Source organism: Paraflavitalea sp. CAU 1676 (assembly GCF_029223285.1).
Taxonomy (GTDB): Bacteria; Bacteroidota; Bacteroidia; order Chitinophagales; family Chitinophagaceae; genus Paraflavitalea.
The window spans coordinates 225,784-251,847 of the sequence record NZ_JARHUJ010000003.1 but is presented as its reverse complement, the minus strand read 5'-3'; the positions used below and the strand labels follow the sequence as shown (position 1 = coordinate 251,847).

The 26,064-nt window shown below is 48.4% G+C and carries 22 protein-coding genes and 1 tRNA gene; 8 read left to right on the top strand and 15 right to left on the bottom strand.

Translation table 11 applies throughout. The annotated features are described in order from the left end of the window. Positions 1-118 precede the first annotated feature (118 nt). The 8 genes from P2H89_RS09905 to P2H89_RS09870 are packed head-to-tail and all read right to left on the bottom strand — an operon-like array spanning position 119 to position 13,504. A complete protein-coding gene (locus P2H89_RS09905; protein ID WP_275826559.1) occupies positions 119-2,086 on the bottom strand; it encodes a family 20 glycosylhydrolase in 1,968 nt (655 codons plus the stop codon). A gap of 4 nt (positions 2,087-2,090) precedes the next feature. After that, positions 2,091-3,590, bottom strand: coding sequence for a sialate O-acetylesterase (locus tag P2H89_RS09900; RefSeq protein ID WP_275826558.1), 1,500 nt, complete (start codon positions 3,588-3,590; stop codon positions 2,091-2,093). A gap of 4 nt (positions 3,591-3,594) precedes the next feature. After that, the gene (locus tag P2H89_RS09895) at positions 3,595-4,815 is read right to left on the bottom strand and encodes an AGE family epimerase/isomerase (protein WP_275826556.1); all 1,221 of its coding nucleotides are present in this window, start codon (positions 4,813-4,815) and stop codon (positions 3,595-3,597) included. A gap of 20 nt (positions 4,816-4,835) precedes the next feature. Continuing rightward, on the bottom strand, positions 4,836-6,428 hold the full coding sequence (locus tag P2H89_RS09890; RefSeq protein WP_275826555.1) for a sialidase family protein: 1,593 nt from the start codon (positions 6,426-6,428) through the stop codon (positions 4,836-4,838). Then, entirely contained in the window at positions 6,415-7,656 is a 1,242-nt protein-coding gene (locus P2H89_RS09885) for an MFS transporter (protein ID WP_275826554.1), read from the bottom strand. The genes P2H89_RS09890 and P2H89_RS09885 overlap by 14 nt, the downstream gene beginning before the upstream one ends. Before the next feature lie 29 nt (positions 7,657-7,685). Further along, entirely contained in the window at positions 7,686-8,627 is a 942-nt protein-coding gene (locus P2H89_RS09880; protein WP_275826553.1) for a dihydrodipicolinate synthase family protein, read from the bottom strand. A gap of 35 nt (positions 8,628-8,662) precedes the next feature. Beyond that, positions 8,663-10,198 carry a SusD family outer membrane lipoprotein NanU gene (nanU, locus tag P2H89_RS09875; protein WP_275826552.1) on the bottom strand — a complete coding sequence of 512 codons (1,536 nt, stop codon included), beginning with the start codon at positions 10,196-10,198 and terminating at the stop codon, positions 8,663-8,665. Between the two features lie 18 nt (positions 10,199-10,216). Further along, positions 10,217-13,504 carry a SusC/RagA family TonB-linked outer membrane protein gene (locus P2H89_RS09870; RefSeq protein WP_275826551.1) on the bottom strand — a complete coding sequence of 1,096 codons (3,288 nt, stop codon included), beginning with the start codon at positions 13,502-13,504 and terminating at the stop codon, positions 10,217-10,219. Between the two features lie 183 nt (positions 13,505-13,687). Between P2H89_RS09870 and P2H89_RS09865 the strand changes: the two genes are divergently transcribed. Beyond that, positions 13,688-14,398, top strand: coding sequence for an FCD domain-containing protein (locus P2H89_RS09865; RefSeq protein WP_275826550.1), 711 nt, complete (start codon positions 13,688-13,690; stop codon positions 14,396-14,398). An 81-nt stretch (positions 14,399-14,479) separates the two neighbouring features. Here the strand turns inward: P2H89_RS09865 and P2H89_RS09860 are convergent, their stop codons facing one another. Continuing rightward, complete coding sequence (locus P2H89_RS09860; RefSeq protein ID WP_275826549.1) at positions 14,480-15,064, bottom strand: hypothetical protein; 585 nt, start codon at positions 15,062-15,064, stop codon at positions 14,480-14,482. Positions 15,065-15,405: 341 nt separating this feature from the next. On the opposite strand from P2H89_RS09860, the gene P2H89_RS09855 reads away from it, so the two are divergent. Next, positions 15,406-16,674, top strand: a complete 1,269-nt coding sequence (locus P2H89_RS09855) for a hypothetical protein (RefSeq protein WP_275826548.1) — start codon at positions 15,406-15,408, stop codon at positions 16,672-16,674. Between the two features lie 190 nt (positions 16,675-16,864). After that, positions 16,865-18,565 carry a family 43 glycosylhydrolase gene (locus P2H89_RS09850; RefSeq protein ID WP_275826547.1) on the top strand — a complete coding sequence of 567 codons (1,701 nt, stop codon included), beginning with the start codon at positions 16,865-16,867 and terminating at the stop codon, positions 18,563-18,565. Here the strand turns inward: P2H89_RS09850 and P2H89_RS09845 are convergent. Together P2H89_RS09845 and P2H89_RS09840 are read right to left on the bottom strand one after the other, a co-directional pair. After that, positions 18,562-18,840 carry a hypothetical protein gene (locus tag P2H89_RS09845; RefSeq protein WP_275826546.1) on the bottom strand — a complete coding sequence of 93 codons (279 nt, stop codon included), beginning with the start codon at positions 18,838-18,840 and terminating at the stop codon, positions 18,562-18,564. The two genes, P2H89_RS09850 and P2H89_RS09845, sit on opposite strands and share 4 nt — an antisense overlap. Positions 18,841-18,922: 82 nt before the next feature. Beyond that, complete coding sequence (locus P2H89_RS09840; protein WP_275826545.1) at positions 18,923-19,189, bottom strand: RNA-binding protein; 267 nt, start codon at positions 19,187-19,189, stop codon at positions 18,923-18,925. A gap of 347 nt (positions 19,190-19,536) precedes the next feature. On the opposite strand from P2H89_RS09840, the gene P2H89_RS09835 reads away from it, so the two are divergent. The 4 genes from P2H89_RS09835 to P2H89_RS09820 all read left to right on the top strand — a co-directional run bounded on the left by P2H89_RS09835 (position 19,537) and on the right by P2H89_RS09820 (position 22,176). Further along, positions 19,537-19,803, top strand: a complete 267-nt coding sequence (locus P2H89_RS09835; protein ID WP_275826544.1) for an RNA-binding protein — start codon at positions 19,537-19,539, stop codon at positions 19,801-19,803. 246 nt (positions 19,804-20,049) lie between these two features. Continuing rightward, positions 20,050-20,133 (top strand) — tRNA-Leu (locus P2H89_RS09830). A gap of 326 nt (positions 20,134-20,459) precedes the next feature. Then, the gene (locus tag P2H89_RS09825; RefSeq protein ID WP_275826543.1) at positions 20,460-21,578 is read left to right on the top strand and encodes a site-specific integrase; all 1,119 of its coding nucleotides are present in this window, start codon (positions 20,460-20,462) and stop codon (positions 21,576-21,578) included. 37 nt (positions 21,579-21,615) lie between these two features. Continuing rightward, entirely contained in the window at positions 21,616-22,176 is a 561-nt protein-coding gene (locus tag P2H89_RS09820) for an ORF6N domain-containing protein (protein WP_275826542.1), read from the top strand. A gap of 65 nt (positions 22,177-22,241) precedes the next feature. Here the strand turns inward: P2H89_RS09820 and P2H89_RS09815 are convergent, their stop codons facing one another. After that, positions 22,242-22,847 (bottom strand): TonB family protein, encoded by a 606-nt coding sequence (locus P2H89_RS09815; RefSeq protein WP_275826541.1) that lies wholly within the window; start codon positions 22,845-22,847, stop codon positions 22,242-22,244. A 144-nt stretch (positions 22,848-22,991) separates the two neighbouring features. On the opposite strand from P2H89_RS09815, the gene P2H89_RS09810 reads away from it, so the two are divergent. Beyond that, the gene (locus P2H89_RS09810) at positions 22,992-23,375 is read left to right on the top strand and encodes a hypothetical protein (RefSeq protein ID WP_275826540.1); all 384 of its coding nucleotides are present in this window, start codon (positions 22,992-22,994) and stop codon (positions 23,373-23,375) included. On the opposite strand, the gene P2H89_RS09805 is transcribed toward P2H89_RS09810, so the two are convergent. From P2H89_RS09805 to traN, 3 genes are all read right to left on the bottom strand, one after another. Next, positions 23,372-23,623: a hypothetical protein gene (locus P2H89_RS09805; protein ID WP_275826539.1), complete on the bottom strand. Its 252-nt coding sequence runs from the start codon at positions 23,621-23,623 to the stop codon at positions 23,372-23,374. The genes P2H89_RS09810 and P2H89_RS09805 overlap by 4 nt on opposite strands. A 618-nt stretch (positions 23,624-24,241) precedes the next feature. Beyond that, entirely contained in the window at positions 24,242-25,180 is a 939-nt protein-coding gene (locus tag P2H89_RS09800; protein ID WP_275826538.1) for a hypothetical protein, read from the bottom strand. Positions 25,181-25,218: 38 nt separating this feature from the next. Further along, the gene (traN, locus tag P2H89_RS09795) at positions 25,219-26,052 is read right to left on the bottom strand and encodes a conjugative transposon protein TraN (protein ID WP_275826537.1); all 834 of its coding nucleotides are present in this window, start codon (positions 26,050-26,052) and stop codon (positions 25,219-25,221) included. Positions 26,053-26,064 lie beyond the last annotated feature (12 nt).

Here is a 26,064-nt window from a genome sequence, read left to right as displayed (position 1 = left end):
GTTGCAAATGTAATGGAATCGTGTAAATGCAAAATGTGAACCCTATGTGGCAAAAGATCTGGAGCTTCATCCGCAAGTTCATTCTTCCCAAAAAGAGTTGCTGCAAATAGCTGCCTTGTCAATTACCCGCAGCCTGGCAAAAGGTAAACATCCACTTGACCGGATTCTGCCAGTCTTTCCCCTTAAAACTCCCTATAGGCGCTTTAATGCACACGGTATTCAGTCCCTTCTTCAACGGGATCAAGATAGCCGGCCGGTACTCGTAACCCTCATCGGTTAATGGTATTTCTGAATGGCCTTTCTGCGCTGCCTGCTGCCAGGTGGGTGGGGGTACCAATAGACCGTTTACCCAAACTCTGCTGCCTTTGGTATCCCAGGCGTCCACGGGTGGACTATCCGTTGCCGGCGATCTCGACAGGTTGTTGAAGCTGATCCAGTAAGGAGCTATTGTGTCCCGATCGCTCCAGACGGAGGTAGTGGCATACCAGGTACTGTTTTCAACAGGATGATCGATGGCGCCTTTGATGAGCGGCGCCCACCAATGCCGCAGCACAACGGTGCCACCGGTAACCGTTTTCGCCGGCTTTGCTGTTTCCGGCGACCAGGCAGCTGTTTCCGGTTCGAAGGATTGTGTCAGATTGCCGTTGTTGTTATAAGGTCCATAAAGGCTCCATAGCTGGCCTGTTTGTTTGGCGTAGGGAAATATCTTGCCGGCGAAATAAAGCGCCTTGTGGCGCAGCAAACGGCCCTCAAACGCGGCGAAGGCAGGATGGTCGCCGTCACTGAGGTTGGCTACCCAGCCAGGTGTACCTCCGCCGCGCCAGGTACGCTCAGCAAATGCCAGCATGCCAGGATATACGGGGTTCATTTGCAGCAGGTCGGTTTCGGTGTTCACCTTGCGATCGTGCCACAGGCATAAAGTGGCCCCCAGCATGGAACCGTCGCCCCGGGTTTTGTTGCCGATCTGCCGGTTGAAGATCGTTGTCACCGCTTCGAGCGGGTCCATATGGTTTAGGTAGAGGTGACGTGAGTCGATAAACTGCGTGGCGGTGCCGGCTACTGTATGGGATGCCTCCTCCATCCACAATTGCCGGATGGTGCGTTCGTTGAAATTGCCGCCCGGCTGCCAGCCGATCACCTGCCGGCCACGGCTTTCGAGCAAGGCGGTTACGGCGGGTATGAAATCGCGGTTGGTGATCTTCACTTCGTCTGCGCCAATATGGACATAAGGCAGATCGTACGTGTCGCAAAATTCTTCCAGTAGGTTCTTTACGATGCGCAGACCTGTATCGCTTTGCATGGTGGTATGCAGGGCCCGGGTGAAGGCAGCGCTGTGGCCGGGCATATCGATCTCGGGCACAAGGGTAATAAACCGTTCCCGGCAATAGCCGATCAGTTCTTTGAGGTCGGCCTCCGAATAGTAACTGCCTTTGTCGCGGATCATGTTTTCGGGTGCAGTAAGTTGTGGGTATCGCTTACTGGCGATGCGCCAGGCAATGTCTTCCGTAGCATGGAAATGAAAAATGTTGAGTTTGTACCGCGCCATCACATCGATCTGCTCTTTGAGCAATGGCAGCGATACATAGTTGCGGCCCACATCGATCATATAGCCGCGCCAGGTAAAGGCCGGCCAGTCGCGGATGGTGCAGGGCGGTATACGGTTGCCGCTTCCTGCTAACTGGTAAAGGGTTTGCAGGGCATTGAATAGGCCGTGTGCCGCTGATGCGGTTAAACTGATTTGCGGGTTGCTGACCGATAGCAGGTAGGCTTCGGCATTGGTAGCTGACCCATGCAGCTGCAGGAAAATAGTTGATGGGGAGGTTTGCCTTGCTTTGAGACGGATGACTGGCTTGCCACCTGCCTGATGAATGAATTGCTGTAAGGCGATGGCCTGAGGGAGCAAGCTGCTGTCGGCGATGCTGATGATCTTGCAACCAGCCAGTTCGAATGCTTTCCCGGTCTTCCAGGTTACTTCCTGCGGCAGGGGTATCAGCGCAGGAGGTTGGGTAACGGTTGTACGGCCAGACTTTTGTGCAATCGCAGCTGATGTGAAACATAAGCAAAGCAGCACGGCGTGCAGTTTCATAGGCTTAGTTGACTTTTATCCTGAATGTTGATGCCGGTAGCAGGTCGACGTTGACGAGGTTGGCATCGGTATACGATCTCCAACCGTAATAAACATAGGCTGGTTTTGCCGGCGTGGATATGCGCACGGTTTGCTGTTGGATTTTGGCTGGCGTGTCATTGACTCCGTTTGTCGAAAAGCCACGCAGTGTTTGCCCGTCGGCCGTTTGAAGTCCCGCGCCATAGTGAAAACTGATCACCACCTGCCCATTGCGGTAAACGGCTTGCAAGGGTAAGGGGCCAGAGGGAGTTACAGATTGTCCGTAGGTATTGCGCAGGGCCCAGCGGGCCAACCGCTCCCCTACTATCTTTTTATTGGTGGGATGTACATCATGCCGGGCGCCGCTATCGCTGCTTACAGCCATGCCGCTGTACGGAATGACTGTTAACATCTTCCGTTGCTCATTCCTGAATTGGGGCCACCAATGGCCCTTGTACTTGATCGTATCGATCGATGATAGCTGCACAAAATAAAAAGGCAGTTTAGGCTGTTGCCATTGCCGGCGATAACCGGCTACCAGCAAGGAACTGAGGCTGGCGTATTCGGCCACCCGTTCTTTTTCCTGCGCATTGCTTTCGCCCTGGTAACACAATATCCCCTTGATGGGCATGGGTATTATGGGCGCAATGCCTGCCGTATAGGCAAAACCTGGCTTGTAGGCATGGGCTGGTCCGTTTTCATCAACCGGTATCGTCGTTACCCTTCCTGTATTTTGCCTGCCTCGCTCGCGCACCCAAACGGGTAATGACTCATTATCGAGCCAGTTACCCCTGACTTTAGCTTTGAATGGTGATGAACTTTGTAATGCCTTTGCATCGATAAATGTTTCCAGCGGCGCTCCGCCAATGGCGAGGTGGATAAGGCCAATGGGAATTTTCATTTTGTAGGCTACTGTTTTTCCGAAATACCACGCTACGGCGCTCATGGTAGCAATGCTTCCGGTATCGCTGACCAACCAACTGCCTTCGTAGAACCGGTCAGGGGTAAGTCGCTGTACCACGGAATCGGTAAAGGCAGATCCGTAAATATTCTTCCCCGCATAGGTAGGGTTGTAAAACCTGACCAAATGCCGCCTGGCCTCCCCGCGTGCTTCGTGGTAATGCAGTTCTTTCGCCATTGGCCATTCCATATTCGATTGGCCGATGCATACCCATAGGTCGCCGATCACTAGATCGACAAGGTCTATATGCTCTGTAGCTGTACCTATGCTAAGGTGTAGAGGTTGTCCTGATGCTTTTCGCGGGTGAAAGTAAACGCTCCAGTGGCCGTCTGCATCCGCGGAGGCTTTTTTCTCCTCGTGCCCTAGCCTTGCTGTTACGGTATCGGCCGGGCGGGCCTGGCCCCAAACATGAATTGGCTGGTCTCTTTGCAATACCATATGACTGGAAAAGATCCTGGCCAGTTGTAGCTGTCCTGTGCAGGTAATACCAATCAGCAGACAGGCTATTGTGATCGTTTGTTTCATAGTTTTAGTGATGCCCGATGAGGGAGGTAGCCGTCATTTTTCTTTTGCTCAGGTAATTCTGCAACAATATGGTGCAGTACCACTCCTGTCTTGGCAGGTGGAAAGGTCCTTTATAGAGGTTGCCTTTGGCGGTTTGCGCAATGGTGCCATCCCGGTGCAGGTAGCCAAACCATTCGCCGAATGCCTTATCGTGAAAGTGTGTGTAGGAATAATCATGCACCAGCTTGTGCATGCCGGCATATTTCTCTTCGCCGGTAAGCAGATAGGCCAGTAAGGTGGCGATGATGGTCTCGTTGTGCGGCCACCAGAATTTCATATCCTGCCAGTATTCCTGTACGGGTTTGTTGTACACATCGCGGAAGTACAGGATGCCTCCATGTTCTTTGTCCCATCCACGCTCCCACATATAGTCGATCATCTGGCAGCCGAGCTGGATGAGCTGCGGGTCGTTGTTGCGATGCATGGCTTCGTGCAGAATGAACCAGGCGCCTTCTATGGCATGTCCCGGATTAAGCGTGCGGCCATCTATATGGTCGATGATGCTACCGTCGGGCGCCACTTGCTCCATGACGCAACGGATATCGTGCTTTACGAAGTTATTGGCGATCTCATCGATCCATTGGGTAATGTATTCGTCGCAACGCTGATCGCCGATGGTGCTGCGTAATTGCTGGGCGGTGTTCATCAGGATCATCGGTATGCCAATACCTTTCGAAGGCCTGGTGCCGGTGTACTTGGGTGGTAATAAGCCTGGTGTGGTAGCGTATTCAATACATTTGCCAAACACTTCGCGTGCCCTGCTGGCAGCGAACTCATCACCGCTGGCCTGTGCATACGCTGCGGCAGCTATCACATAAAAAGTTTCCGAGAAGAAGTAGCGACGTTTACGGATGGGGCGACCATCACGTGTTACATGAAAGAACATTTGTCCGTCCGTATCGAAGCAGTATTTGTTCAGGAATTCAAAACCCAGCCGGGCACCTTCCAACCATTCGGACCGTGGTTCTACGGTATTGTATAAGGTCGATAACATCCAGGTGGCACGGCCCTGTATCCATACGGCCTTGTCATCGTCGAGCAGGCTGCCATCCTGGTCGCGCATGAACAGGAAACCTCCATATTCTTTATCGTACGAACGGGGAAACCAGAAATTGATCGTGCTGTTGAGTAACTGGTCGCGGTAGAAGTCTTCCAGCGCCAGCAGTTCCTCGGTAGTATAGCTCATGATTGAAAGAGTTGAGTTGTTTAACGAATAATGTCGGTGATGGGGATACGGAGAAAATAAAGATCACGGACGCCTTCATAGAGTATGCCGATCGTTTGATCATCGATCCGGGTAAGGGTCGAATAGCCATAGCCTTTTCTTTCGTCGAGCAGCAGGCTCCTGGCAGGCTGCCAGCTATTGCCAAGGTCGGCACTGGCCTTGATGGTCATGTTCATCCTCGCTTGCTGTGAGGCTACATTGCTAAAGAATAATACTTCCTGTTTTTTGCCGCCCACCAGGGCGGGTGCTTTGATGAGTGCCGCCATGCAAACCGGATCGGGCAGCGCGTTATACGACGTAGGATGCTCCACCCAGGTTTGGCCCATATCGGTGGTGGTAGCAACGCTGCGGAAGTTGCCGCGGTTGTCACGCATGTTGAGCATGAGGGTACCTGGCGTGGTTTCCACTACCTGGCTTTCGGTGGTATTGCTTTTGGCGCCGGTGCCCGAGTGCCAGGTGATGCCATGATCGGTACTGTAAATGATGGATGAGTGTGGTATGCCGGGCTTTTTGCTTTCGTCCCAGCATTGGGAAGCAAACACGAGGGTACCATTTTGCATAGCAATGCCGCTGCCCGGTCCGTTGAAATACAAGTGCCATATAGGGTTCTTCACCTGTTGGGTGATCGATACGGGAGCGGTCCAGGTAAGGCCGTCATCTTCACTGCTCACGAGCACCAATTGTCCGGTGGTATCGGGTGAAAGGCCGGGCATCGAACCGGCGATTGAACGGTTGCCCTTGCTCCACAGTGCCGCCACCCAGATCTTATTGGTGACGGGGTCAAACAATACAGCAGGATCCCCTACCCCGTTGTTCTCATGTGGTGCTCCCATATCCATGATGATCTTCATGGGCGACCAGGTTCTACCTCCATCCGTACTGCGGTTCATGCCCACATCGATATTGGCCGGCAGGTCGCCCGCATGCTTGTAGCGAATGTCGTAGACCGCAATGAGGGTGCCTTTGCCGGTGGTGGCTAATCCAGGTATGCGGTAAGTGTGAACACTATCGTCCCAGGCTTTGCGCAGCGCAACACCGATGTATTTTGCAAATGATTTGCTCTCTTCTTTCACCGAAAAGGTTTCCTGCGCCGTGTGCACACGAACTATACGGATCTCCGGCTTGAGGGAGATGTTGGCCTGTGGTTTCAGCCGGGCACTGAGCCAGATATAATTCCAGCCTGTAAGAGCATTGATATGTACCGGGATGCTGGTTTGTACTGCGGATGGCTCCATCCTGGTAACCGGTTGCTGGTTATTGAAGGCTGGTTCATTACCATTGTAGTGGACGTTCAGCGACTCGATCGTTTGAAGTGCGCTCTTGTTCAGGGTAACAGCCAGTGCATTGATGGCGATGGCCTTCCGCCCGGCGGGGACATAAACCTTCACACAAAGCACCGCATTGTTGTCGATGCCTTTCAATAAGGGTGCTACCGGTGCAGTAGCCGTCACGATAACGCCCTGCTTAGTGCCGCCTGCCGGCTGTGCCAACAAGTGACCACTGGTTACGATCAGCAAACAAAAGCTGCTGGCGATCTTTACAAATGATATGGTGCGATTATTATTGACGGTCATAATCTTTGGTTACTGGTTTCAGAAAAGATAATTGGATGATGAGGGCTACGGCTACTATGATGGCCAGCAGAGCGAGGTCTTTACCAAGACGCCCCGCGTCGGTCGATTTGCCGAGCCAGTTGGTAACGAGCGCGCCAGAAAATACACCGGTCATGTTCATTAAGCCATAGGCTGTAGCACGGTACCGTGCCGATACGAACTGGCAAAGGATGGGCATATTGTTGGCATCGAACATGCCAAATCCAAAACCAAAGCAAAAAGCCGCGCTGAGCACATGCAATAAGGAATGGCCATAGCCCAGCAAGAATAAAGCCGGTATAGTTAGGCCAAGTCCGATGGCACTGGTGTAGATGCGGCCCCGCAGGTCCTTCTGTACCCATTTGTCGGAAAGGATACCGCCCAGCAGTACACCGAGTAAGGATGAGACGGCGATGGTGATCGTCGACAGTGGTCCCGCTGTTGCCATATCTATCCCCAGGTTTTCTGCAAACAAGGTAGGCAGCCAATTCTTGGTCGCCCAGCCCGGCAAGCTGGGCACCGCGAAATAGAACAGGATGATCCAGAAAGGGATGTTGGTCAACAGCACGGCCAGTCCTTTAAACAGGTTGCTCTTAGACGGTGCTGTTGCCGGTGCCTGCGCGGCAACCTGCGGCAGGCGTTTGGTATCGTGCAAAGCGATCAGTAATACTACCGAATAAGCAATACCGACAACACCAAACACCTGGAAGGTCTTTTGCCAGGAGATGCTGGTGGCTATGGTGGCGCCAAAACCACCCAGTGCCTGACCGATATACAAGCCGGTCATATGAATGCCTATCGCCAGCGAGCGGGTTTTATCCTGGTGGTAATCTGCAATGAGTGATAAGGCCGCGGGTATGTACAACGCTTCGCTGACGCCCATGATAGCGCGCAGCCAGTAGAGCTGGTCGAAGGTTTTCGCCATACCCATCGCCAGCGTTACGCCCGACCACACAAACAAACTCACGGTGATCAGCCACTTGCGGTTCACTTTATCGGCAATGATTTCCGATACAGGACTCATAAAACCATAGATCCATAAAAAGATGCCCATGAGGTAACCGAACATGGTGGCCGATTGCAGTTCCGAAATATCTGTCTGCATCGTTTGTCGCATCGTCGACAGCATCTGCCGGTCGAGGTAATTGAGCATGGCCACCACCCAAAGCAGGGCCACAACGATCCAGGGATAATTTTTTGAATGACGCATGCTGACTTTGGCAATTTTCATATGAGCAACTAGGCTTTGTCGATCACGGGAAGGCGCGATGAAAAGCTACTGAAATTTAATTGTTCCACCTCTTTTCTGAATCGGGTAAAGTCATCTGCTGTCATGTTCTTCACCGGCAGCCTGAACTCGCCGCAATTGATACCGATCAGTTTCATATAGGCTTTCCCGGTGGCGATGCCGCCGTATTTGCCCAGCAGGCGTATCATATCGATCGATTGTTGCTGCAGGCGCCTGGCTGTTTCCAATTTGCCCTGATCGAAGGCCTGTATCAATGCCCGGTACAAGGGCGCAGCATAGTTGAAGGTGCTGCCAACTGCGCCGCGGGCGCCCAGCACCAGCGCACTCAACATGTTCTCATCCCGGCCCCACAGCATATCGTAGTGGCCATTTCTGAAAGACATGCAGGAGAGAAAATCCATGAAGTCTTCATGCGTGTACTTGACACCTGCAAAATTGCCGATGCGGCCATCGATCGCTTTCAACAGGTCGATCATGGGAAAGCCCACACCCGTCAATACAGGGATGTGATAATAATAGAACGGCATGTCGGGCACGGCGGCAGCTACATATTCGCAGGCCCTGGCCAGCATGTTCACATCTGCCGGTTTGAAATAGAACGGTGCGGTGAATGCTACGGCATACAAACCCTGGTCGCGGGCATGCAGGGCGAGTTCGCGGCAATCTTCGAGGCTGGTGCCACCCAGCAGCGTGATCACTTTGAAATCTTTATCGTGCCGGGTAGTAGCAGCCCAGGCTGACGCTACCGACATTTTTTCTTTTGTGGTCATCGATACGCCCTCTCCGGTGGAGCCACAGATAAAAGCACCAGTTACCTGGTTGGCTTTTAGCATTTCGTAGTAGGCCGGGATGAGGTCGGGATTCAAACTTCCGTCGGCTTTCATAGGGGTGAAAGGCGCCGCTATAAGTCCTTCTAAATGCTGCATGGTCATATTGCTTGGATTAAAGATGTAAGATGTTGCTTTGGTTAAAATGCCGGGTAACCTTTCGTTTGCGTAAGCGCCCGGTTATTGGTGAGCGAACTGCGGTCGATGGGCCAAAGGAGTTTGTAAGCATCGGCAGGAAGTACCGTGGTATGTTCAAACACATAACTGTCGCCCATTCTTCTCAGGTCGTACCAGCGTTTGCCCTCGAATACAAATTCATAGAGGCGTTCCCGTAATATCGCTTCTTTGGCATCGGTATCAATTGCCTGGTTGGGAAACCCGTAAGTCGATTCTGCATAATTGGCGCCATAAGCACGTGTGCGTACGAGATTCAGTTCCGTGGCCGGGCTTTGTCCCAGCAATACTTTCGCTTCTGCTTTCAGCAACAGCAGGTCCGCATAACGGTAAATGGGAAAGTCATTGGTATAAACGCGGGAACCAGCGTTCTGCTCACCCTGGAACTTTTGCGCAAAGGCGCCGGCAATGACATATACACCGGGAGATGGCCGGTTATAGGCGGGTTGTATCGAAGCCCATTTACGACTGTCCTTGTCATCGAACTTACGGAAGGCAGCCACCGTAACCGGCGCCCGCAGCAGGCCACCCCAGTTGTCGGCCGTAACGTTGAAGGGGCGGTTGCCTGCCGAATCATAGAAGTTGGCGAGCAGACCAGTTTGCGGCAGGTAAGTGCCCGCAATAAAGAGGCTCGATTCATTGAGGAGATAACGGGATGCAAATATGATCTCGTTATTCCCCTTGTTGCCCGAGGCAAAAACTGTGGTGTAATTATTGAGCAGTGTGAGTGATGGGATATTCGTTTGAATATCTGTTAAAGAGCCAAGGGCTGTATTGGCATCTGCATTGCCTCCTCCCCTATTGGCTGTCCACAGGAAAACTTCTGCCTTCAGCATCTGCGTGGCTGCTTTTGACCAATATGATCTAGTTTGGCGGAAACCGTAGTTGGTCCCAAATGCGGTGAGCGATTTATTGATATCGTCTTTGATCAATGCCATCACCTCGTCGGCTTTAGAAGCAGGTTTAGCCAGGTTGCTGATATCGATAGAAACAACTGGTTCTGTCTGTATCACTACATCGCCCCAGGTCCTTACCAACTGGAAATAATAGAAGGCCCGCATTCCATGTGCTACACCGAGGTAGTAGTCTTTATTCTCCGTGGTAACGATATTGGTCGTGTTGAGTTTGCTGATGAGCAGGTTGAGTTGCACAATGTTGGTATAAAAACCTCCAAAATTGCTCACGCCCGGATTATCGAGGTCGAGGGTTTGTTGCCACAGCCTTTCAATGCCCTGGGTGGCTTCGCCGGTGAAGGTGCTGGCGTTGCCGGGCTCGGTACCAAAGACATCTGCCCGCATTTCTCCCAATACCTGGAAGGCGTTGTTGTGGCCCCTGAATCGTGTGTGCAGGCCCGAAACGAAGGCGTCGAACTGATCGGGTGTTCGCCAGTAGTTGGCGTCGCTGATGCTGCTTACCGGGGTTAGGTCGAGCTTCTTGTTACAGGCGCTGAGGGAGGCGATGAATAAACCGCCTAAGAATATATGTTTGATGGATTTTTTCATACTTGACTTTTTAACTGGTTAAAGTGTTACCTGAACCCCGAGTGTAAATGAACGGGGCACAGGATAAGCGCCTGCATAGATACCGGTGATCACGCCACCCGACACCGGAGGCTCTGGTGAGGGCCCGCTGAATTTGGTGATGTAGAAGAGGTTGTTGAGTCCGGCATAGACCCTGCCCTGCGTAAGGAATTTGGTTTTGGACAACAGGTTTTTGGGAAACTCATACGAGAGGGTGATCTCGCGGCATGCCAGATAATCGCCTTTCTCATAGAAGCGGGAGTTGTTGCCATTCAATACACCGTTGGCATTGTTGGCGCGGGTGTAGTTCTTTTTGCCCGCAGGAGCTCCTACCTGGTCGGCATAGTACACTTTAGGAATATCGCTCATCGAGTTGTCGCCCGAAAATCCTTTCTTCTGCCAGTCGATATAGTTAAAGGTGCCCTGGTAGTTACCCAGTGTTCTTGCCACCAGGTCGTTGTAGATCGTGTGACCAACGGCGAACTCGAAACGCGTATACAGTGACAATCCTTTGTAAGAAGCAGTTAGCGAAAAGCCGCCTGTGTATTTGGGGTTGACGTTGCCCAGATAAACCTGGTCGCGGGAGTCGATGGTATCGTTCTTGTCGACATCCATCCAATTCACATCACCGGCTGCGATCTTATTGGTGACCGTTGTTCTGTTGGGGCCGCCAATGCCTGCAACGGCATCGTAGCGGTTGCCAGCCTCTTTGGCGATCTCTGCATCGCTTTGGAAGATGCCCAACTGCTTGTAACCATAAATATCACCGAGGGCCTGCCCTTCCTGCAATCCACCCACCCAGGTCACTTTACCTTGTTTGGGATCGTAGACCTGCAAACCACCCTGACGGTTGTTCTCATTGCCGTTATAAGGCAGTTGTACGATCTTGTTCTTTACATACGAAATATTGGCGCCTGCATCGAGGGTAAGACCATTGGGGTTTTTGCTGATAGAGGCATTGAGGGAAAGTTCATACCCCGTATTGCGGAAGGTTCCGAGGTTGGTGCGCACCGAACCGAAGCCGGTATAACTCGGCAGGGTAAGGTTGGTGAGCAGGTCGCTCGTTTCGCGGTTGTAGTAATCGAAGATCAGGGTGATGCGGTTGTTGAGCAAGCCAACATCCACTCCGAAATCGGTGGTCGTGCTTTTCTCCCATTTCAAACCGCTGTTGATAATGCCGGTATTGAGAAATCCGAGGGCTGTATTGTAATTGCCCTGCGAGCCGTAAGATCCCTGTACTTCGTAGTCGCCAATGCCAGCAATATTACCGTTCACCCCATAACTCACGCGAGGCTTTAGGGTGCTGATGTAGTTGGTTAATCCACTGCGCTCAAAGAACGACTCGCGGTGTACGTTCCAGCCGGCACTCATGCCCGGGAAGAAGCCCCAGCGATTGTCTTTTGCCAGGCTCGATATGCCATCCGAACGATAAGTTAGGGTGAGCAGATAACGCTCATCGAAATTGTAATTGATATTGGCGAAGTGAGAGGCAATGCGGTATTCCGATTTGGCCGAGTAGTTATTGCCCGATGCAAAGGTAGTGGAGGCATTCACAGTGGGGATATCATCGGTAGGTGCATTGGTGCCATATACCTGGGCGGTTACCGTTCTTTGTCTGTAGTATTCGGCGGCCACCATCGCGGTGAGGTTGTGGTCACCCAGACGTTTGTTGTAATTAAGCATGCCGGTGTACTGCTGCTGGAAGATCCGGTTATTGTACCAATAAGCGGGTCTGGTGGTATTGAATGCCTGCGGACTGGCAAAGATCTGTGAATAGGTTTGGGTTGCCTTTGTAAAAGACTCGTCCGTATTCTCATATAAATAACCATTGGCCGTGGCTTTGAAGAATAAGCCGGGCAGGATGTCGTATTTAAGCGAGGCATTTGCCGTGAACCGGTTCACTGCGTTGGCGCGCTGCACTTTTTCGAGCCAGTACAGGGGATTGCCGTCGGAGATTCCATTGCCGGGATTGGCCTTGGTCCTGGCCGAATCGAGCCAGGGGTTCATGGTAGGCCACAGGGCCAGGTTGCGGTAAATGGTGCTCACATCGCCGGCAAGGGCACCATAGGTGGTAGCGGTAGAGAATGTGGCGCCTGAGGATATTTCCACATTGGGTTTGATCTTATACGAACCGTTCAGGTTGGCGGAGTAGCGTTTGTAACTGGAGCCAATGATTACCCCGTCTTCATCATAATAGTTGAAGCTTGCAAAGTATTTACCACGATCATTGCCACCCATTACGTTTACGTAATGATCATTGGTGTTGGTATTCCTGAATACCAGTTCCTGTATCTCGCTGCCATGGTCTTTAAAAATGATCACGCCACCGTACGGGTCAGATACGGTGTCCCAGCCCTGCTTCAGTAGCCCTTCTGAAGAAGGGTTGTAGCTGCGGATATCGAAAAGGGCCAGGTTGGCTGCGTCGGTGAGCAGGCCATAACCGCGCGATGAGTTTACCTGCGCCAGTGTACGCTGCGAGTTGTAATTGCCCAGGCGGTTGTAATAGATGTAATCCCGCGCATTGAGGTAGGTGTATCCTTCCCTGTTCTCGTTGTAGCCGCGGATGTATTTATAGGAGATCTGCGAAGTACCCGCCTTACCCTGTTTTGTGGTGATGAGGATTACGCCGTTATTGGCTCGCGCACCATAGATAGCGGTAGAGGCTGCGTCTTTCAGGATCTCGATAGAGGCGATATCGTCGGAAGGGATGTCATTGAAGGCACGGATCACCCCATCTACCACTACCAGGGGCGATCCGGGACTATTGATAGATGCGCCACCACGTAACAATATGGAAGGAGACGCACCGGGACTGCCGGTTGTATTGGTAACGCGTAGGCCGGCTACCGTACCCTGCAGGGCCGAGCCGATATTGGCCCTTGGTGCATTGGCCAGCACTTCTTTATCCAATTTGGCAATAGCGCTGGTTACATTTTTTCTCGACTGCGTTCCATACCCCACTACAACCACTTCACCCAGTTTTCCGCCATCGTTCTTCATACTTACGGGGTTGGCGGCGGCCTGCGATGCCACGAGCTCGCGGGCGGATAAACCTGCATAGGAAAAAATGAGGATGTCATTGGATAAGGCATCAATGGAAAACTGACCGTTGGCATCGGTTTGGGTGCCTGCGGTGGTGCCTTTGATGATGATCGACACATTGGATAAAGGTTTACCGTCTTCTTCAGAAATGACCTTGCCGGTCACCCTGCTCCGCTGGGTCCATGCGGACAACCCCGATAGCAGCAACAGGAAAAGGGCAAGAAAGCTTAACCGTGGAGAGCTCATAGTGGCAGTTTTAATTTGTATTATGTATGACTTAATAAAATTAGGGACTTTGTCTAACCTGCCAAAATAAACTGCTAAATAAAAGTGTGTTTACTGATTATCAGTATTTTATAATGCAATCGATTTCGCACGCCACGCAATTCGAAGATTTTGTTATTTTTGGAAAATAAGTAATACATATTTATGGCCGTTACCGCAATTATAGAAGACCTCAAATCGCTCGATACCAGTACGCTCGTGGATAAAGTAGAGTCGAACCTGGTGCAATTACTGATGGATAGAAAGCTGAAAGTGGGCGATGCGATACCGAAAGAAGTTGAACTGGCAGAATCACTTGGCGTAAGCCGTACCGTTATACGCGAGGCCCTGCTGCGGATGCGTATGATGGGTCTTATAGAATCGAAAAAGAAAAAAGGCGCGGTGATCACCAGCCCCGACCTCTTTGGGATCATGAGCAAAAGCATGAATCCGCACATCCTAGATCAGGAAACACTGAAAGATATCTTCGAACTACGCCTTGTATTGGAGATCGGCATGGCCGATCTGCTCTTTCACCGCATTACGGCCAAGGACATTAAAGAATTGAAAGTGATCGTGAGCAATGAACCGCCCATGGCGAAGAACTACCTGTTCAATATAGAACATGAGATCGCTTTTCATGGAAAGCTGTACGAAATCACTGGCAATGATGCGTTGAAGAAGTTTCAGCGGTTGCTATTGCCTGTATTTGATTATGTTCACAATAGCGGCTTGTTGAAGAAGCAAACCGGTACACAGACCTTTGTATCGCACAAGGCCCTGGTCAAGATACTCGAGAATGGAACGCCCGATGAATTTCGTACTGGTATGCGCAATCACCTGCAGAATCACTTCGCACGGATATTTGCCAAATAGGTCGTGTATCTACCGTTACTGAATCAATTGTTATTGATAAAAACTTTCTGCCCCCGGCGTCCGATGGTCCTGGGGGTATTTTTATGGGTGTATGTTGGGGGCCGGGGCGCCAGTGGGTGGTTGCTCGATCTGAATGATGTAGTTGTTGCGCTTGAAAAAGGTTTTTACGTGGCCGATGTTGAGCCTTATCGCAACATGGTGTACATTCAACGACCTGATCTCATTCTTTACAAATAGCTGCAACACCAGCAACAATACATGTTGTAAGGCGGTTTCTTTTAAAGCATCATAATACAGCCAGCAGGCTCGCCGGCTGTTGATGTCTATTTCCAAAACGATGTTGAGATTGGGATGTGTATTGCAAACCAGGAAATGAATGGTCTCCTGTTTCTTGTCATTGTTCTTTTCAGCGGCGGAAGTCATGGTAAAAAAACGATCGGTGCAATAAGGCTTTTCCAGTTCAAGCAAATCGATCTTCCATTTTTTCAACATGTTACGTCCGTTATCCAGTTCCAGGCAACTGATGCATTTGGTGAGGAGGGTGGCGCCGGGCAATGGCCCATCGGTTTTCCTGATATGGTTGATGTTCCACGCAACCTGCTTATATGCTTTAACTGCCGGCATCTGTTCTGCTAAAATGGCGAGGCCAGACTTCTTGTTCTCCATAGTAAAATTTAAAAGGTCAACTTCCTGCATATTATACAGTTCTGGTATTTCTAAAAAAAGGATTCGGACAGAATGGATCCGGTCAATGCTGAGCTGTGAATTTGAACAAATTTTACTGGTAATAACGAAGGTTGGAACGAACGATCAGTGTATGCCCGTGACCCGGGACTAAATATACTGTAGTATAATGATGAAGATTGTAGGTATAAATATATTGAATATAACGACGCGTTCCTAATGTAAAAAGTTGACACGAAAGCCCCGCCGGTCCTACCTTTCACATGCTTATGTGATTTCCCTGCGATCGGTATTGCCCTACCTTGCCGCTTCAAATCCGGCATATGAAATATAGTAGCATTCGTTCTTTTTTCCTGGTCTTTATTTGTGTATTGGGAATGGGTATTGTTTCCTGTAAAAAAGGAGGAAACCCCGAAAACCCTGTAAGTGGTGAGCAAACGCCGGTGTCCCGTCCGGTGGGAGAAACCATCGGAGCTGCGATCAATAAATCGATCGGAGCCGCCGGTGGGCAACTGGCTACCGCCGATGGCTCGGTAACCGTTATCGTTCCAGCCGGCGCCCTGTCAGAGACCGTGAATTTTCAGCTGCAGCCCGTGAAAGGCACTTGCGATGCAGGCCTGGGTAATGGTTTCCGGTTAACGCCGCACGGCAAACAGTTCAGCAAACCTGTTACTGTTCGTTTTTCCTATGCCAGGTACATGGATTCTATTCCATCGGAAGACGCGCTATCGCTCGCCTGGCAGGATGAGAAAGGTATCTGGCAAATGGTGCAGCCATTTGTGGTGGATAAGGTAAATAAGACGGTGTCGGTTTCCACCAAACACTTCAGTGATTGGATCCTGGTTACCTGGCTGAAGATCAAACCGGCAAGTGCTGTACTCGGTACTGGTGAATCGATCAACCTGCAGGTGATGAATTATCATCCGTTCGCAGACGATATGTTGGCGCCGCTCAATGCGGCCGATGAAAGCACACTGCCGCTGGGGGAAGGAAAACCCGTTTCAGCGGTACTGGTTAAAAAATGGACCCTTACAGGCCCCGGCAAACTCCAGGCTAATGGTAGTGCGGCAACTTATACAGCGCCGGGCACGGTAAACGGTCAGGTTGAAGCTACAGCGATCGCAGAAATAGCCAGTGATGCGCATCAGTTACTCCTGCTGGCACATATAACCGTGCTGGGTGAAGGGCTGGCTTTTCGCATCAATGGCGGCGATTGGCAGGTTCTGGAAGGATCGGCCATGCTGATCGGCACTTCCAGTGCGAGTATAAACGGATTGGGAGATGGAGTTGCCCTCACGCTTATATGTCCGGCTGGTACCGGCAGCTTTGGATGGAGATCCGGCAGCCAGAACCCTGCTTCGCTGGCCCACAGCGACCAGGATGCCGGCTATCAGCATAGTTCGTATTATTATGATGCTTCCAATGCATTTAAAGATAGTGAAGGAGCAGCTGTGATCGATAAATGGGGTAACAAGGGTGATTGGGTCATAGGACGATTCAACTGCGCTCCTGCCGGACGTTTTTCGGCCGATAGTAAGCAGATCGGCACAGCCGCCATCGATGGATACTTCCGGGTGAAGCGCGTCATCTAAACTTGAAACGCGTCGCATAGGAATAATTTCATTTCAAAAAGGCAAATTGGGACATGGTAAATAAAAAAAGCAGGCCCTCGTGGCCTGCTTTTTCGTGGAATGAGCTGCGATTTTATTGCTGCACACTAACGGCGGACCAATTGTAAAACGTCTTCATTCGCCTGAAGGTCCTCAATAAAACAATATTTGTATGTATCGCTGGAGTAAGCAATTTCTTAGCATCGTTCTTCTGGTAATGCTGATTGGAATGCCCGCCCTTGTATTCGGTCAAACATTCTGCAATCCGTTAAACCTAAGCTACCGCTTTACCCCCGATAAGCCATCGCGTCGTGCAGCTGCCGATCCTACCATCGTATTGTATAAAGACAATTACTTCCTGTTCGCCACCGCCACGGGAGGATATTGGTATTCAAAAGACCTGCTATCCTGGAACTTTGTGACCACGAGCGACCTTCCTTTCGAAAAGGATGCGCCAACGGCGGCAGTGATCAATGGGGTGCTGTATTATTTCCCTATGAACAGTAAGCTGATCTATAAAGCCGATGATCCGGTCGCTGGAAAATGGTCGGTATACAACGATAATTTTCCCTTTACGGTGGGTGATCCCGATCTTTTCCAGGACACGGACGGAAAAATATACCTATACTTTGGCTGCACCAACAATGGCTATCTGCAGGCTGTCGAACTCGATGTCAATAACAAGCTCAATCCGATCGGTACGCCGGTAAATGTATTGAAGGGTGATCCCGCTATGCGTGGCTGGGAAAGGCCGGGCGATTACAACACAGGCATCGAAAGTCCCTGGACCGAAGCGCCGTGGGTAACCAAATACCAGGGCAAATATTATTACCAGTATTCTGCGCCAGGCACGCAATATAAAAGCTATGCCGATGGCTATCTGGTTTCCAACAAACCACTGGGACCGTTTAACTATGCTCCCGAAAGCCCCTTTTCAAGCAAACCTGAAGGATTTATCAATGGTGGTGGTCATGGAGCTACCTTTACTGATAAGTATGGAAATTACTGGCGGGTGGTGACTATGGTGATCTCGGTAAAGCACATTTTCGAACGCCGGTTGGGATTATTTCCGGTAACCTTTGATAAGGATGGACAAATAATAGCGCATACCGAATTTGCGGACTATCCCATGGTAATGCCCAGGCATAAGATAAAAGACTTGAGAGAACTGTTCCCGGGTTGGATGTTGCTGTCCTACAAAAAAACGGTAGAAGCCTCTTCTGCCCTTCCGGCACACGAGCCAGCCCTCGCTGTGAATGAGGAAGTGCGTGATTACTGGAGTGCCGAAACCGGTGATAAAGGTGAATGGCTAAGTGTGGATCTCGGAGTTGTATCAGTGGTCAATGCTGTACAGCTCAACTTTGCCGAACACAACACCCAACTTTTCGGCCGTGAGGGGGTGAAGGCACAGCAGTACCTGCTGGAGTATTCTACCGACAAGAAGGACTGGTCCACATTGGTGGATAAAACCACCAATGAGGAAGATCTCACCCATCAATACCATGTATTTAAAGTCCCCATCAAAGCGCGTTACTTTAAAGTGACGAATTACCGGGTGCCAGGCGGCCAATTCGCTATATCAGGTTTCCGGGTTTTTGGAAAAGGGACTGGCGTAAAACCCTCGCAGGTAAAATCGTATAGGGTAGAAAGGGATAAGCAAGATGCCCGCAACGTCACCATAAGCTGGCCCAAGCAGACTGGCGCCACGGGATACAACGTTCGTTTCGGTATTCACAGGCATAACCTGAACCGGGTGTACCAGGTGTATGGAGAAACAAAACTTACTATCCGTAGTTTGAATAAGGACCAGCAATATTGGTTTGTGGTAGATGCGTTTGGAGAGAATGGCGTTACACGGGGAGTGGTGCACTAATCGGAGTGATACAGGTATATCCCTTTTAACCAGTTAAAAACGGACAGCTCGCTTTTAACTTCCAGGGGGAGTTGCATATTGATCAGCTTTTCAATTTTATTGCCGGCTTGAGGCGTAGTAACGCCAATTGATTCGTAGAAACAATTGATGATAAACAAAACCTGGAAGCCGTTGTCGCGATCAAACATTCGACGACTCGGTACTCCTGTAAACAAAGGATCGCCGCCATGAGGCCAGTTATATGAATAGCTTAAGTGCTCTTTTAAATATTTCATGAATGATAGGCAACATGAAAAAGCCGGCAAAAAAGCAGGCTTTTTCTGTATTACTTTATATTGACCAAAAGTCTTTGTTGATCTAATACCGGTTGTTGGATCTTGCTGGCTTTTCCCTGGCTTCCGATACGCGAATAGCCCGGCCATCGAGGCTTGATTGATCCAATTGTTGAATTGCTTTTTTGGCAGCAGCGTCATCGTCCATTTCTACAAAGCCAAAACCTCTGGAGCGGCCCGTTTCCCTGTCATTGATGACTTTTGAAGAAGTCACTGTGCCGAAAGGGGTAAACAGGTTCTTTAACTCTTCGTCCTGGATATTAAAGGCCAGATTGGATACATAAATGTTCATGTGTAAAAATTTAGAAGTGATATCTGAGTAAGGCAAGAAGTAAGGAAATGAATTTGCGGTAACAGCAGCAGATTGATGACGTTTACTGATGCGAGGCTCAAATGATTATGATTGAAGGTACGCTTATAAACTGGCAATCACTTATTTATTTTAGGATCGCCCATAGGGGCGAATTGTCCCCACATACAGCATGATGAAACGCTCTGCTCTTAAAATAAGTTAGTTAATGACCAATAATAAGCTTAACTTTCATGGATTGGCTTCTTATTTTGTAAGTCCTACCCCCCGCTTTACATCTTCCCATACACTATATCTGGTCAATGTTCCAATTAAGTAAATACTACACAATGCGAATATTGATTACCAATTTAAACCGGTTCACCACTTCTTCTCAGGTGATAGCACTTCTTATTCCTTTTGGTTTGGTTACGTCTGCAAGGATTGTAATGAATGCACGAAGCGGCTATTCGGAGGGGGTAGCTTTGGTGGAGATGGAATATAAAGCAGGTCAGATCGTCATACATGAACTCGACAACATGCTATTCATGAATAACTACATCTGCGTGGAAGAAACCCTTAACGCTAATGACTCACCCACCCGTTTCCTGGCATAAAGAACGGATAAGTACCTTATTTCTCTATGGATTCAAAAATCTCCCGTCTTTACAAAAACTGCGGGTCATTTCCGCTTAGACTTCCCAATTAAAACTGCGGGTCATTTCCGTTTCGCCCGCCAAATGCGGCTGGGGAGACGGGGATCGTTGGCGAAAAAGATAACTTATTGAAATAAAGTGCAGAAAAATAGTCTCCATATTTGGCTGAAAATGCACAATTCCTTAATATTGCACCCCCAAGCAAGAGCCCAGATGGCGGAACTGGTAGACGCGCTAGACTCAAAATCTTGTTATCGAAAGGTAGTGCAGGTTCGATTCCTGTTCTGGGCACTTGAAAGTCCTGTAGGTCGCTGATCTACAGGACTTTTGCTTTGTAGGTCATTCAATTATGTGTCGGTTTTTTCCGCTTTTTCCCGCTTTTGTTGACACATAAAAGACACATGAATGACACACGTAAATTTCTCCAAAAATTCGTGTTCCGGTAAAAAGCAATCGGAACTGGCAAATCGATCAAATCCTCTCCTGTCGCGGCTTTCAAATGTGACACATGCGCCATCTGACACAACATGACGTTTTTATACCACCTTTTTCATTTTGATTAAGCTATTCTCTAAGGTTCTCTCAGAAACTAATTTTATCACAGAAAAAAGTGAGTTATGAATATTGTACCACGCCTGTCTTCAGATGGAACGAAGACCTATTACACATTAGAGTTAGGACGCAGAAAAGGTGGCAGATTTGCCACCGGCATCTTCACTTATACACAGCCAAAAGATAAAATACAACGCAGCTATAATATCCAGGCATTAGCAAATCTGGAAACCATCAAAGCGCAAACCCTGCTCGATGCGCAGACAAAAGGCAGAGGCTTTGTCTCTCCCGCAAAACTGAAAGAGAACTTCTTTCTATACTTTGAAAAGTATGTCAAGAAAAATCATAGCGAGACCAATCGCAGTCTGCCTGCTTCTTTGAGCTCATTCAAGAAATTTGTTGCCATTGATCAAGGAGCATCTAAAGAAGAACTGGAAGAGGATCTTGAAGCCGCTACAAATGATCTTTATATCTGCTCAGGAGATATTAGTAAGAATTTCTGTGAGCGGTTCCAAAAATACCTGCTCGACAACCTGAACGGAGAAACACCTGCAGACTACTTTATGCGTTTTAAGAAGATGATCAGTGTTGCACAGGAAGATGGCTATTTTAGGGAAAATCCTACAGAAAAAATAAAATGCAAATCACACCCCACCGGCATTAAAGACACCTTAGAGCCCCACGAATACAAAATATTGCTATCTACCCCTTGTCGGCACAATGAGGTCAGGAAAGCAGCCGTATGCAGTCTGTATAGCGGCTTCCGATGGTGTGATGTCGATCCTTTAACCTGGAATCAGATCAGACCAGAAACCATTGTCCTTCGCAGGCAGTCTAAAACCGGTGTACCCTTGGAAATACCATTGCACCCCGTCGTTGCCGCATTGATTGGAGAACCAGGGCAGCCAGGTGAGTTGGTATTCAAACTGCCCAGTTATGATACTGTTTTAGATATACTGCAGGATTGGGTTAATGCTGCCGGTATTCAGAAAAAAATCACGTGGCACTGCTTCCGCCATAGTGTTTCCGATATTCTGCTAGATCAGGGCATTGATGTATTCACGGTTGCTGCCTATCTCGGCCAATCAGACGTTACCCAGGTTTTGAGGCGATACCAGCACAGGGTGCAGAAAAGAAACATCAGAACCGCCGCTACCAAATTGCCGGAAATACAAACAAGCTAAAAACCAGAAGGCAATTGCCATAACAAAAAATCTACCAATGCAATTAATACAGTCGATACAAAATAGAATCTATGTTATCCGCGGTGAACGGGTCATGCTCGATATGGATCTCGCACAACTGTATGAGGTTGAAACCCGGACATTGAACCAAGCAGTGAAACGGAACCTTAAAAGATTTCCGGAGGATTTTATGTTTCAATTGACAAGGGAAGAATGGGACGCCTTGCAACCTCAAATTGCCAGTACCGCTAAGACAGATTCTTTAAGATCACAAATTGTGATCTTAAAGACAGGCCGCGGAGCCCATCTGAAATATTTGCCTTACGCCTTCACTGAACAGGGAGTAGCAATGCTAAGTTCTGCTTTAAGTTCAGATAAAGCAATCACGATGAATGTTGCCATTATGCGGGTATTTGTCGATATCCGTAAAACGCTGCTGGCACAAAATGATATCAGGGATCAGATCGAGCAGATACGGGAACACCTCGGTGAACATGATGTGCAATTGAATCATATTTATGATGCCATCGAAAATCTGCTTGATGAAAAAGCTATTCAGAAGAAATGGGAAGATCGGGACAGAATAGGTTTTAAATAGCGGCATTATCAAATCCAACAGCCCATGATCACTAAAGGACATGGGCTGATTTCGTTTTTTTACTCTTAACTGAATAAACTTTCAAGAAATCCTTTTTCTTTTTTCAACTGGAATATGATGGGTTGCTTTGAGTAATATTTAACAGGTCTGCCGTTTTGTTTTGCAGGTAACCAACGGTAACTCTTACGAACTACGCGAATCGCCTCAGCATGAAGTTCAGGTGGCCCGCTCAATGCTTCGACATCACTGACAATACCATCCTCATCTACGACAAATTGAACAACAACGGTGCCGCTAATCTCCCTGTCTATTGCATCCTTCGGATATCGCAGGTTTTCTTTAAGGAAATTGAGAAACGCAGGTGCGCCACCAGGATACTCAGATTTAATCTCCTTTGGGACAAATTTCTCCCGCTCCTTTTTTCGCAATCCCAGCATCTCCTTTAGTCTAACCACCTGCTCCATCGAAATATCATTTTTGCTGATTTTTGAATGACAGGTGGGGCAAACTGCAAGCAGATTAGCAAAAACACTGTTCTCTTTGTTTTCATCGATGTGGTGAAACTCCAAATGTTCCGTATCCTCGTTCCTGCAAAATGGGCAATGATTCTCGACTTCCTTCAGTAGCCGAACCTTTATTTTATATGGGATGCTTTTCCTTTTTCCTGGCATCTTTTGTATTTAATAAAATCAATATACAAAAAAAGTGGGAAATTCATTCCGCGCCAACCCGAATACATTTTGACTTTTCTTCCGGTTAAACTGCCTTGGAGTTCAGCAGTAACTTTTCCCTAATTTTACCTCAATTCAATTACAATGAAGGCGATCCTGATAGAGCCTGAATTCCGCAAGATTTCGGTCATCTGGTATAATTCCCTGATGTATCAAGACTTTTCAAAAGTTATTGCCCATTTATTAGGCGGGGAATACCAATACGAATATGAATTTAAAAACGGCGACGGCTTGTTTACCAGGTTCAATAGCCCCTATGATAATGAATCATTGGCCTTCAATGTTCGAGAATTCCCGGAAGCCTTTTTTGGAAAAGCACTGATTGCGTCTTTACCTTCGCCAACCTATGTTCGCCTTCATCACTGCTCGTTTACCCTAGCTCGTGCAAGAAATGAAATAGTGTTTCATAGCCAGGCACTAACAGAAATATTAAGAAAGCCCTACCTACCCCGCGCAGCGAGGTTTTAAATGCCTCTTTTTCGTGCCGGATATTGTTTCACCAATGTCTGAGCAACAGATTTGCCAGTACAAATACGATCCAGGTCTTCTTTTGTATAGTAGCCGCTTTCGTTTTTCACCACACCTAACTCTTCGCATCTTTTGGCGAACTGGGTCCGCCCCAGATCACAATATATAAGCGCTTCCTCTGGTTTTAAAAAAGGCTTAAAACAAAGGGCGACGGCCCTCATGACTACTACGTCTTCTTTCTTTATCATAATACTCAGTTTTCATACCCACAGAAATAGTCGCGGTGCTCACTTTTTTAGGATCAAATGAAGGAGTATAATCAATATAACCATAATCGTGAAGCTGGTTAATGCACCGGTGATACGTGGACGCCGAGATCTTCGCCTGTTTTATAATAAAATCTCTTTGTACCTGCACCTGCAAATCACCCTGCGCTACATAAGACTGCAGGATGGATATATACAGGCTGATATGCGCGGGGCTGATCCGGGGATCGGTTTTCACTAATTTCAGAAACCGTTCCAGTAATGAAACCATATTTTCTTTCCCATTCATTTGATCCGGCTACTTTAAAATTATCTATCCAGCTTTCGCAAGAAAATTTCGCTTCTGACAGCGGGATTGAAAGACGGTTTTACACGAATGTATTTCCCCTCTTTCAAGTCTCGCATGACACGATAGTATGACCTATTGGAAGTGATTTTGGACAAACGGCGCAGCTCTGCGGCATAAGCGTTGACAGGGTTACCCGATTTATTGCTGAGGTATAGCAGGGCCACGAACATACTGATGTGAGACGGACCCATTCGCGGGTCTTCGCCTGCCAATTCCAGGAAGGTCAATATTGAATCCCCTGTATTCATACATCAATGCTTCTGCGATGTCTTATGCTTTGCAGGAGGCTTGTCCTCCTTTCCGGTAAGGGTTGCACCCGGCTTTTGGCCCTGTTGATGCTTGTTTTCATTTTTTTGAGAATTATTTTCACCTAGCGGCACCTCTGGTTTATTTTCCGGCTTTTGTGCCTGTTTTTTACCGTAGATTTCTTTGAGTTTTTCCGACAGGTCTTTTGTGATCAATCCTTTTTCAACTTGCTGTTCGAGCGGCACCTCCTTTTTATCCTTATCATATACCTTCATTGAGCCGGTCCGTATCGATACGGATTGATAGTAGTCTTCCTTCTTTCCATCATTGCCGACCAGCTTTACTTTCTGAAGGTTGCCCCGCTCGAACCCTTCTGCCAATTGATCCATTCTTTGCTTGTCACCAGCATCAGCATAAGAATAGCCACTCATTGTTTTTTGTAGATCAAATCCGTAATTCTTATCAAATCTGTCAGAGGCATAGTTTCCGTTCTTCAATTTCTTATTGAGGTTTATTTTATTCCACTCATTGTTATTCTTATCGTAGACGGGCCTGCCAGATAGAAAATTGAAAGCACGCTTTTGCGTCCACTGCTGCGGTGGGCGCTGGCTGGAGTTTTCATCCCCTGCCTTTGGCCGGTTGTTGTTATAGAATGTCTGCTTGACCGTAGTACCATTAGGTCTGGTTTTTTCCATATCAAATTTGTTCAGGAAATACCTGTCACCATCCTTCGCCTTATTCAAATAAACAGCGCCTTTCACCTGTTCGCCATCTATGGATGGATTGATTTCATGCCGGATACGGGGCTCTGCCTGTCCCATTTTTTCAATTACACCAGAATTGAAATGCTCCAACATGCCAGTGGCTTTAAACTGTCGCTGGTTGAATTCAAAATCTTCGTTATTCATAACTTTTAATTTTAAATCTGGAAATACAACATTCAAGCTGTAAGCAAGTATGTGCGGCTTCCTTGCAATAGAACTTAAAGAATTCTTGCTTTTAATAAGGTGCCGTTTCTAAGAACAAGTTCTAAGTCACGTCCACCATTTTTTTCCTTCACCAGTATCCTTAATTCCTGTTTCCTGGACAACGTGAATGCCGGTATTGCCATGATTACCTTTGCAGGCTGGTCGCTTGTGATCCTTTCCAAAGAAGAACAATACACTGGCTTCAGCTCTTTAAGCTGCATGGCAGTGCGCTTTGCTTGCTTTCTGTCCTTGATGTAGACTTTGATATACTGAATTTCATAATCCACTAGTGACCTGTTTTCCATACCAAGGCTGAGCCATAAATGATCCTGCAGATAGTGAATACTACCGAGCTTCAGTTTCATCATCTGGCTTTTCGTTCGCTTGCGCAGGAAGTTGTCAGCGGAACTTACCGATAGGGCCGTTTGTTCAATCTCATCCGCTGTCAGATCAACTCCTGCCAACTGAATGGGCGATGCAGTTGAATCTTTATGAAAAGAAAGATTGAGAAAGGTGGGGAGCGGCGCGTATGCTACCAGGAAGGAAAATAACTGCCCGTCTGAGGTTATTACAGATAGATTGCTTTGCATAAACTGTTCTTTAGCGGCCTTTACCTGTAATACGTTATCAGCACCTTTGGCCTTCTGGGCCAGTATGTCACCACTGCCCCGATCTACACTTTTAATCGGATATGGGAAAATCAGGTTGGTTGTCATATCAGCAGATATATCCATCCTGATCGGAGTAATAGCCTTTGCTTTGTAGTTACCTGGTAGTTCTGATTGAGCAAAAACATCGGTACAATACAAACAACTCACAATAGCAATCAACAGCACAAACCTTTTCATCACTTTGCTTTT

Excerpts from the sequence above, each read along its gene's own strand:
- P2H89_RS09905 (WP_275826559.1), bottom strand. The coding sequence starts at position 2,086 with ATGAAACTGCACGCCGTGCTGCTTTGCTTATGTTTCACATCAGCTGCG.
- P2H89_RS09845 (WP_275826546.1), bottom strand. The coding sequence starts at position 18,840 with ATGAAATATTTAAAAGAGCACTTAAGCTATTCATATAACTGGCCTCAT.
- P2H89_RS09880 (WP_275826553.1), bottom strand. The coding sequence starts at position 8,627 with ATGACCATGCAGCATTTAGAAGGACTTATAGCGGCGCCTTTCACCCCT.
- P2H89_RS09855 (WP_275826548.1), top strand. The coding sequence starts at position 15,406 with ATGAAATATAGTAGCATTCGTTCTTTTTTCCTGGTCTTTATTTGTGTA.
- P2H89_RS09805 (WP_275826539.1), bottom strand. The coding sequence starts at position 23,623 with ATGATAAAGAAAGAAGACGTAGTAGTCATGAGGGCCGTCGCCCTTTGT.
- P2H89_RS09825 (WP_275826543.1), top strand. The coding sequence starts at position 20,460 with ATGAATATTGTACCACGCCTGTCTTCAGATGGAACGAAGACCTATTAC.
- P2H89_RS09890 (WP_275826555.1), bottom strand. The coding sequence starts at position 6,428 with ATGACCGTCAATAATAATCGCACCATATCATTTGTAAAGATCGCCAGC.
- P2H89_RS09860 (WP_275826549.1), bottom strand. The coding sequence starts at position 15,064 with ATGGAGAACAAGAAGTCTGGCCTCGCCATTTTAGCAGAACAGATGCCG.
- P2H89_RS09820 (WP_275826542.1), top strand. The coding sequence starts at position 21,616 with ATGCAATTAATACAGTCGATACAAAATAGAATCTATGTTATCCGCGGT.
- P2H89_RS09900 (WP_275826558.1), bottom strand. The coding sequence starts at position 3,590 with ATGAAACAAACGATCACAATAGCCTGTCTGCTGATTGGTATTACCTGC.
- P2H89_RS09850 (WP_275826547.1), top strand. The coding sequence starts at position 16,865 with ATGTATCGCTGGAGTAAGCAATTTCTTAGCATCGTTCTTCTGGTAATG.
- P2H89_RS09870 (WP_275826551.1), bottom strand. The coding sequence starts at position 13,504 with ATGAGCTCTCCACGGTTAAGCTTTCTTGCCCTTTTCCTGTTGCTGCTA.
- P2H89_RS09865 (WP_275826550.1), top strand. The coding sequence starts at position 13,688 with ATGGCCGTTACCGCAATTATAGAAGACCTCAAATCGCTCGATACCAGT.
- P2H89_RS09815 (WP_275826541.1), bottom strand. The coding sequence starts at position 22,847 with ATGCCAGGAAAAAGGAAAAGCATCCCATATAAAATAAAGGTTCGGCTA.
- P2H89_RS09840 (WP_275826545.1), bottom strand. The coding sequence starts at position 19,189 with ATGAACATTTATGTATCCAATCTGGCCTTTAATATCCAGGACGAAGAG.
- P2H89_RS09895 (WP_275826556.1), bottom strand. The coding sequence starts at position 4,815 with ATGAGCTATACTACCGAGGAACTGCTGGCGCTGGAAGACTTCTACCGC.
- P2H89_RS09885 (WP_275826554.1), bottom strand. The coding sequence starts at position 7,656 with ATGCGTCATTCAAAAAATTATCCCTGGATCGTTGTGGCCCTGCTTTGG.
- traN (WP_275826537.1), bottom strand. The coding sequence starts at position 26,052 with ATGAAAAGGTTTGTGCTGTTGATTGCTATTGTGAGTTGTTTGTATTGT.
- P2H89_RS09835 (WP_275826544.1), top strand. The coding sequence starts at position 19,537 with ATGCGAATATTGATTACCAATTTAAACCGGTTCACCACTTCTTCTCAG.
- P2H89_RS09810 (WP_275826540.1), top strand. The coding sequence starts at position 22,992 with ATGAAGGCGATCCTGATAGAGCCTGAATTCCGCAAGATTTCGGTCATC.
- nanU (WP_275826552.1), bottom strand. The coding sequence starts at position 10,198 with ATGAAAAAATCCATCAAACATATATTCTTAGGCGGTTTATTCATCGCC.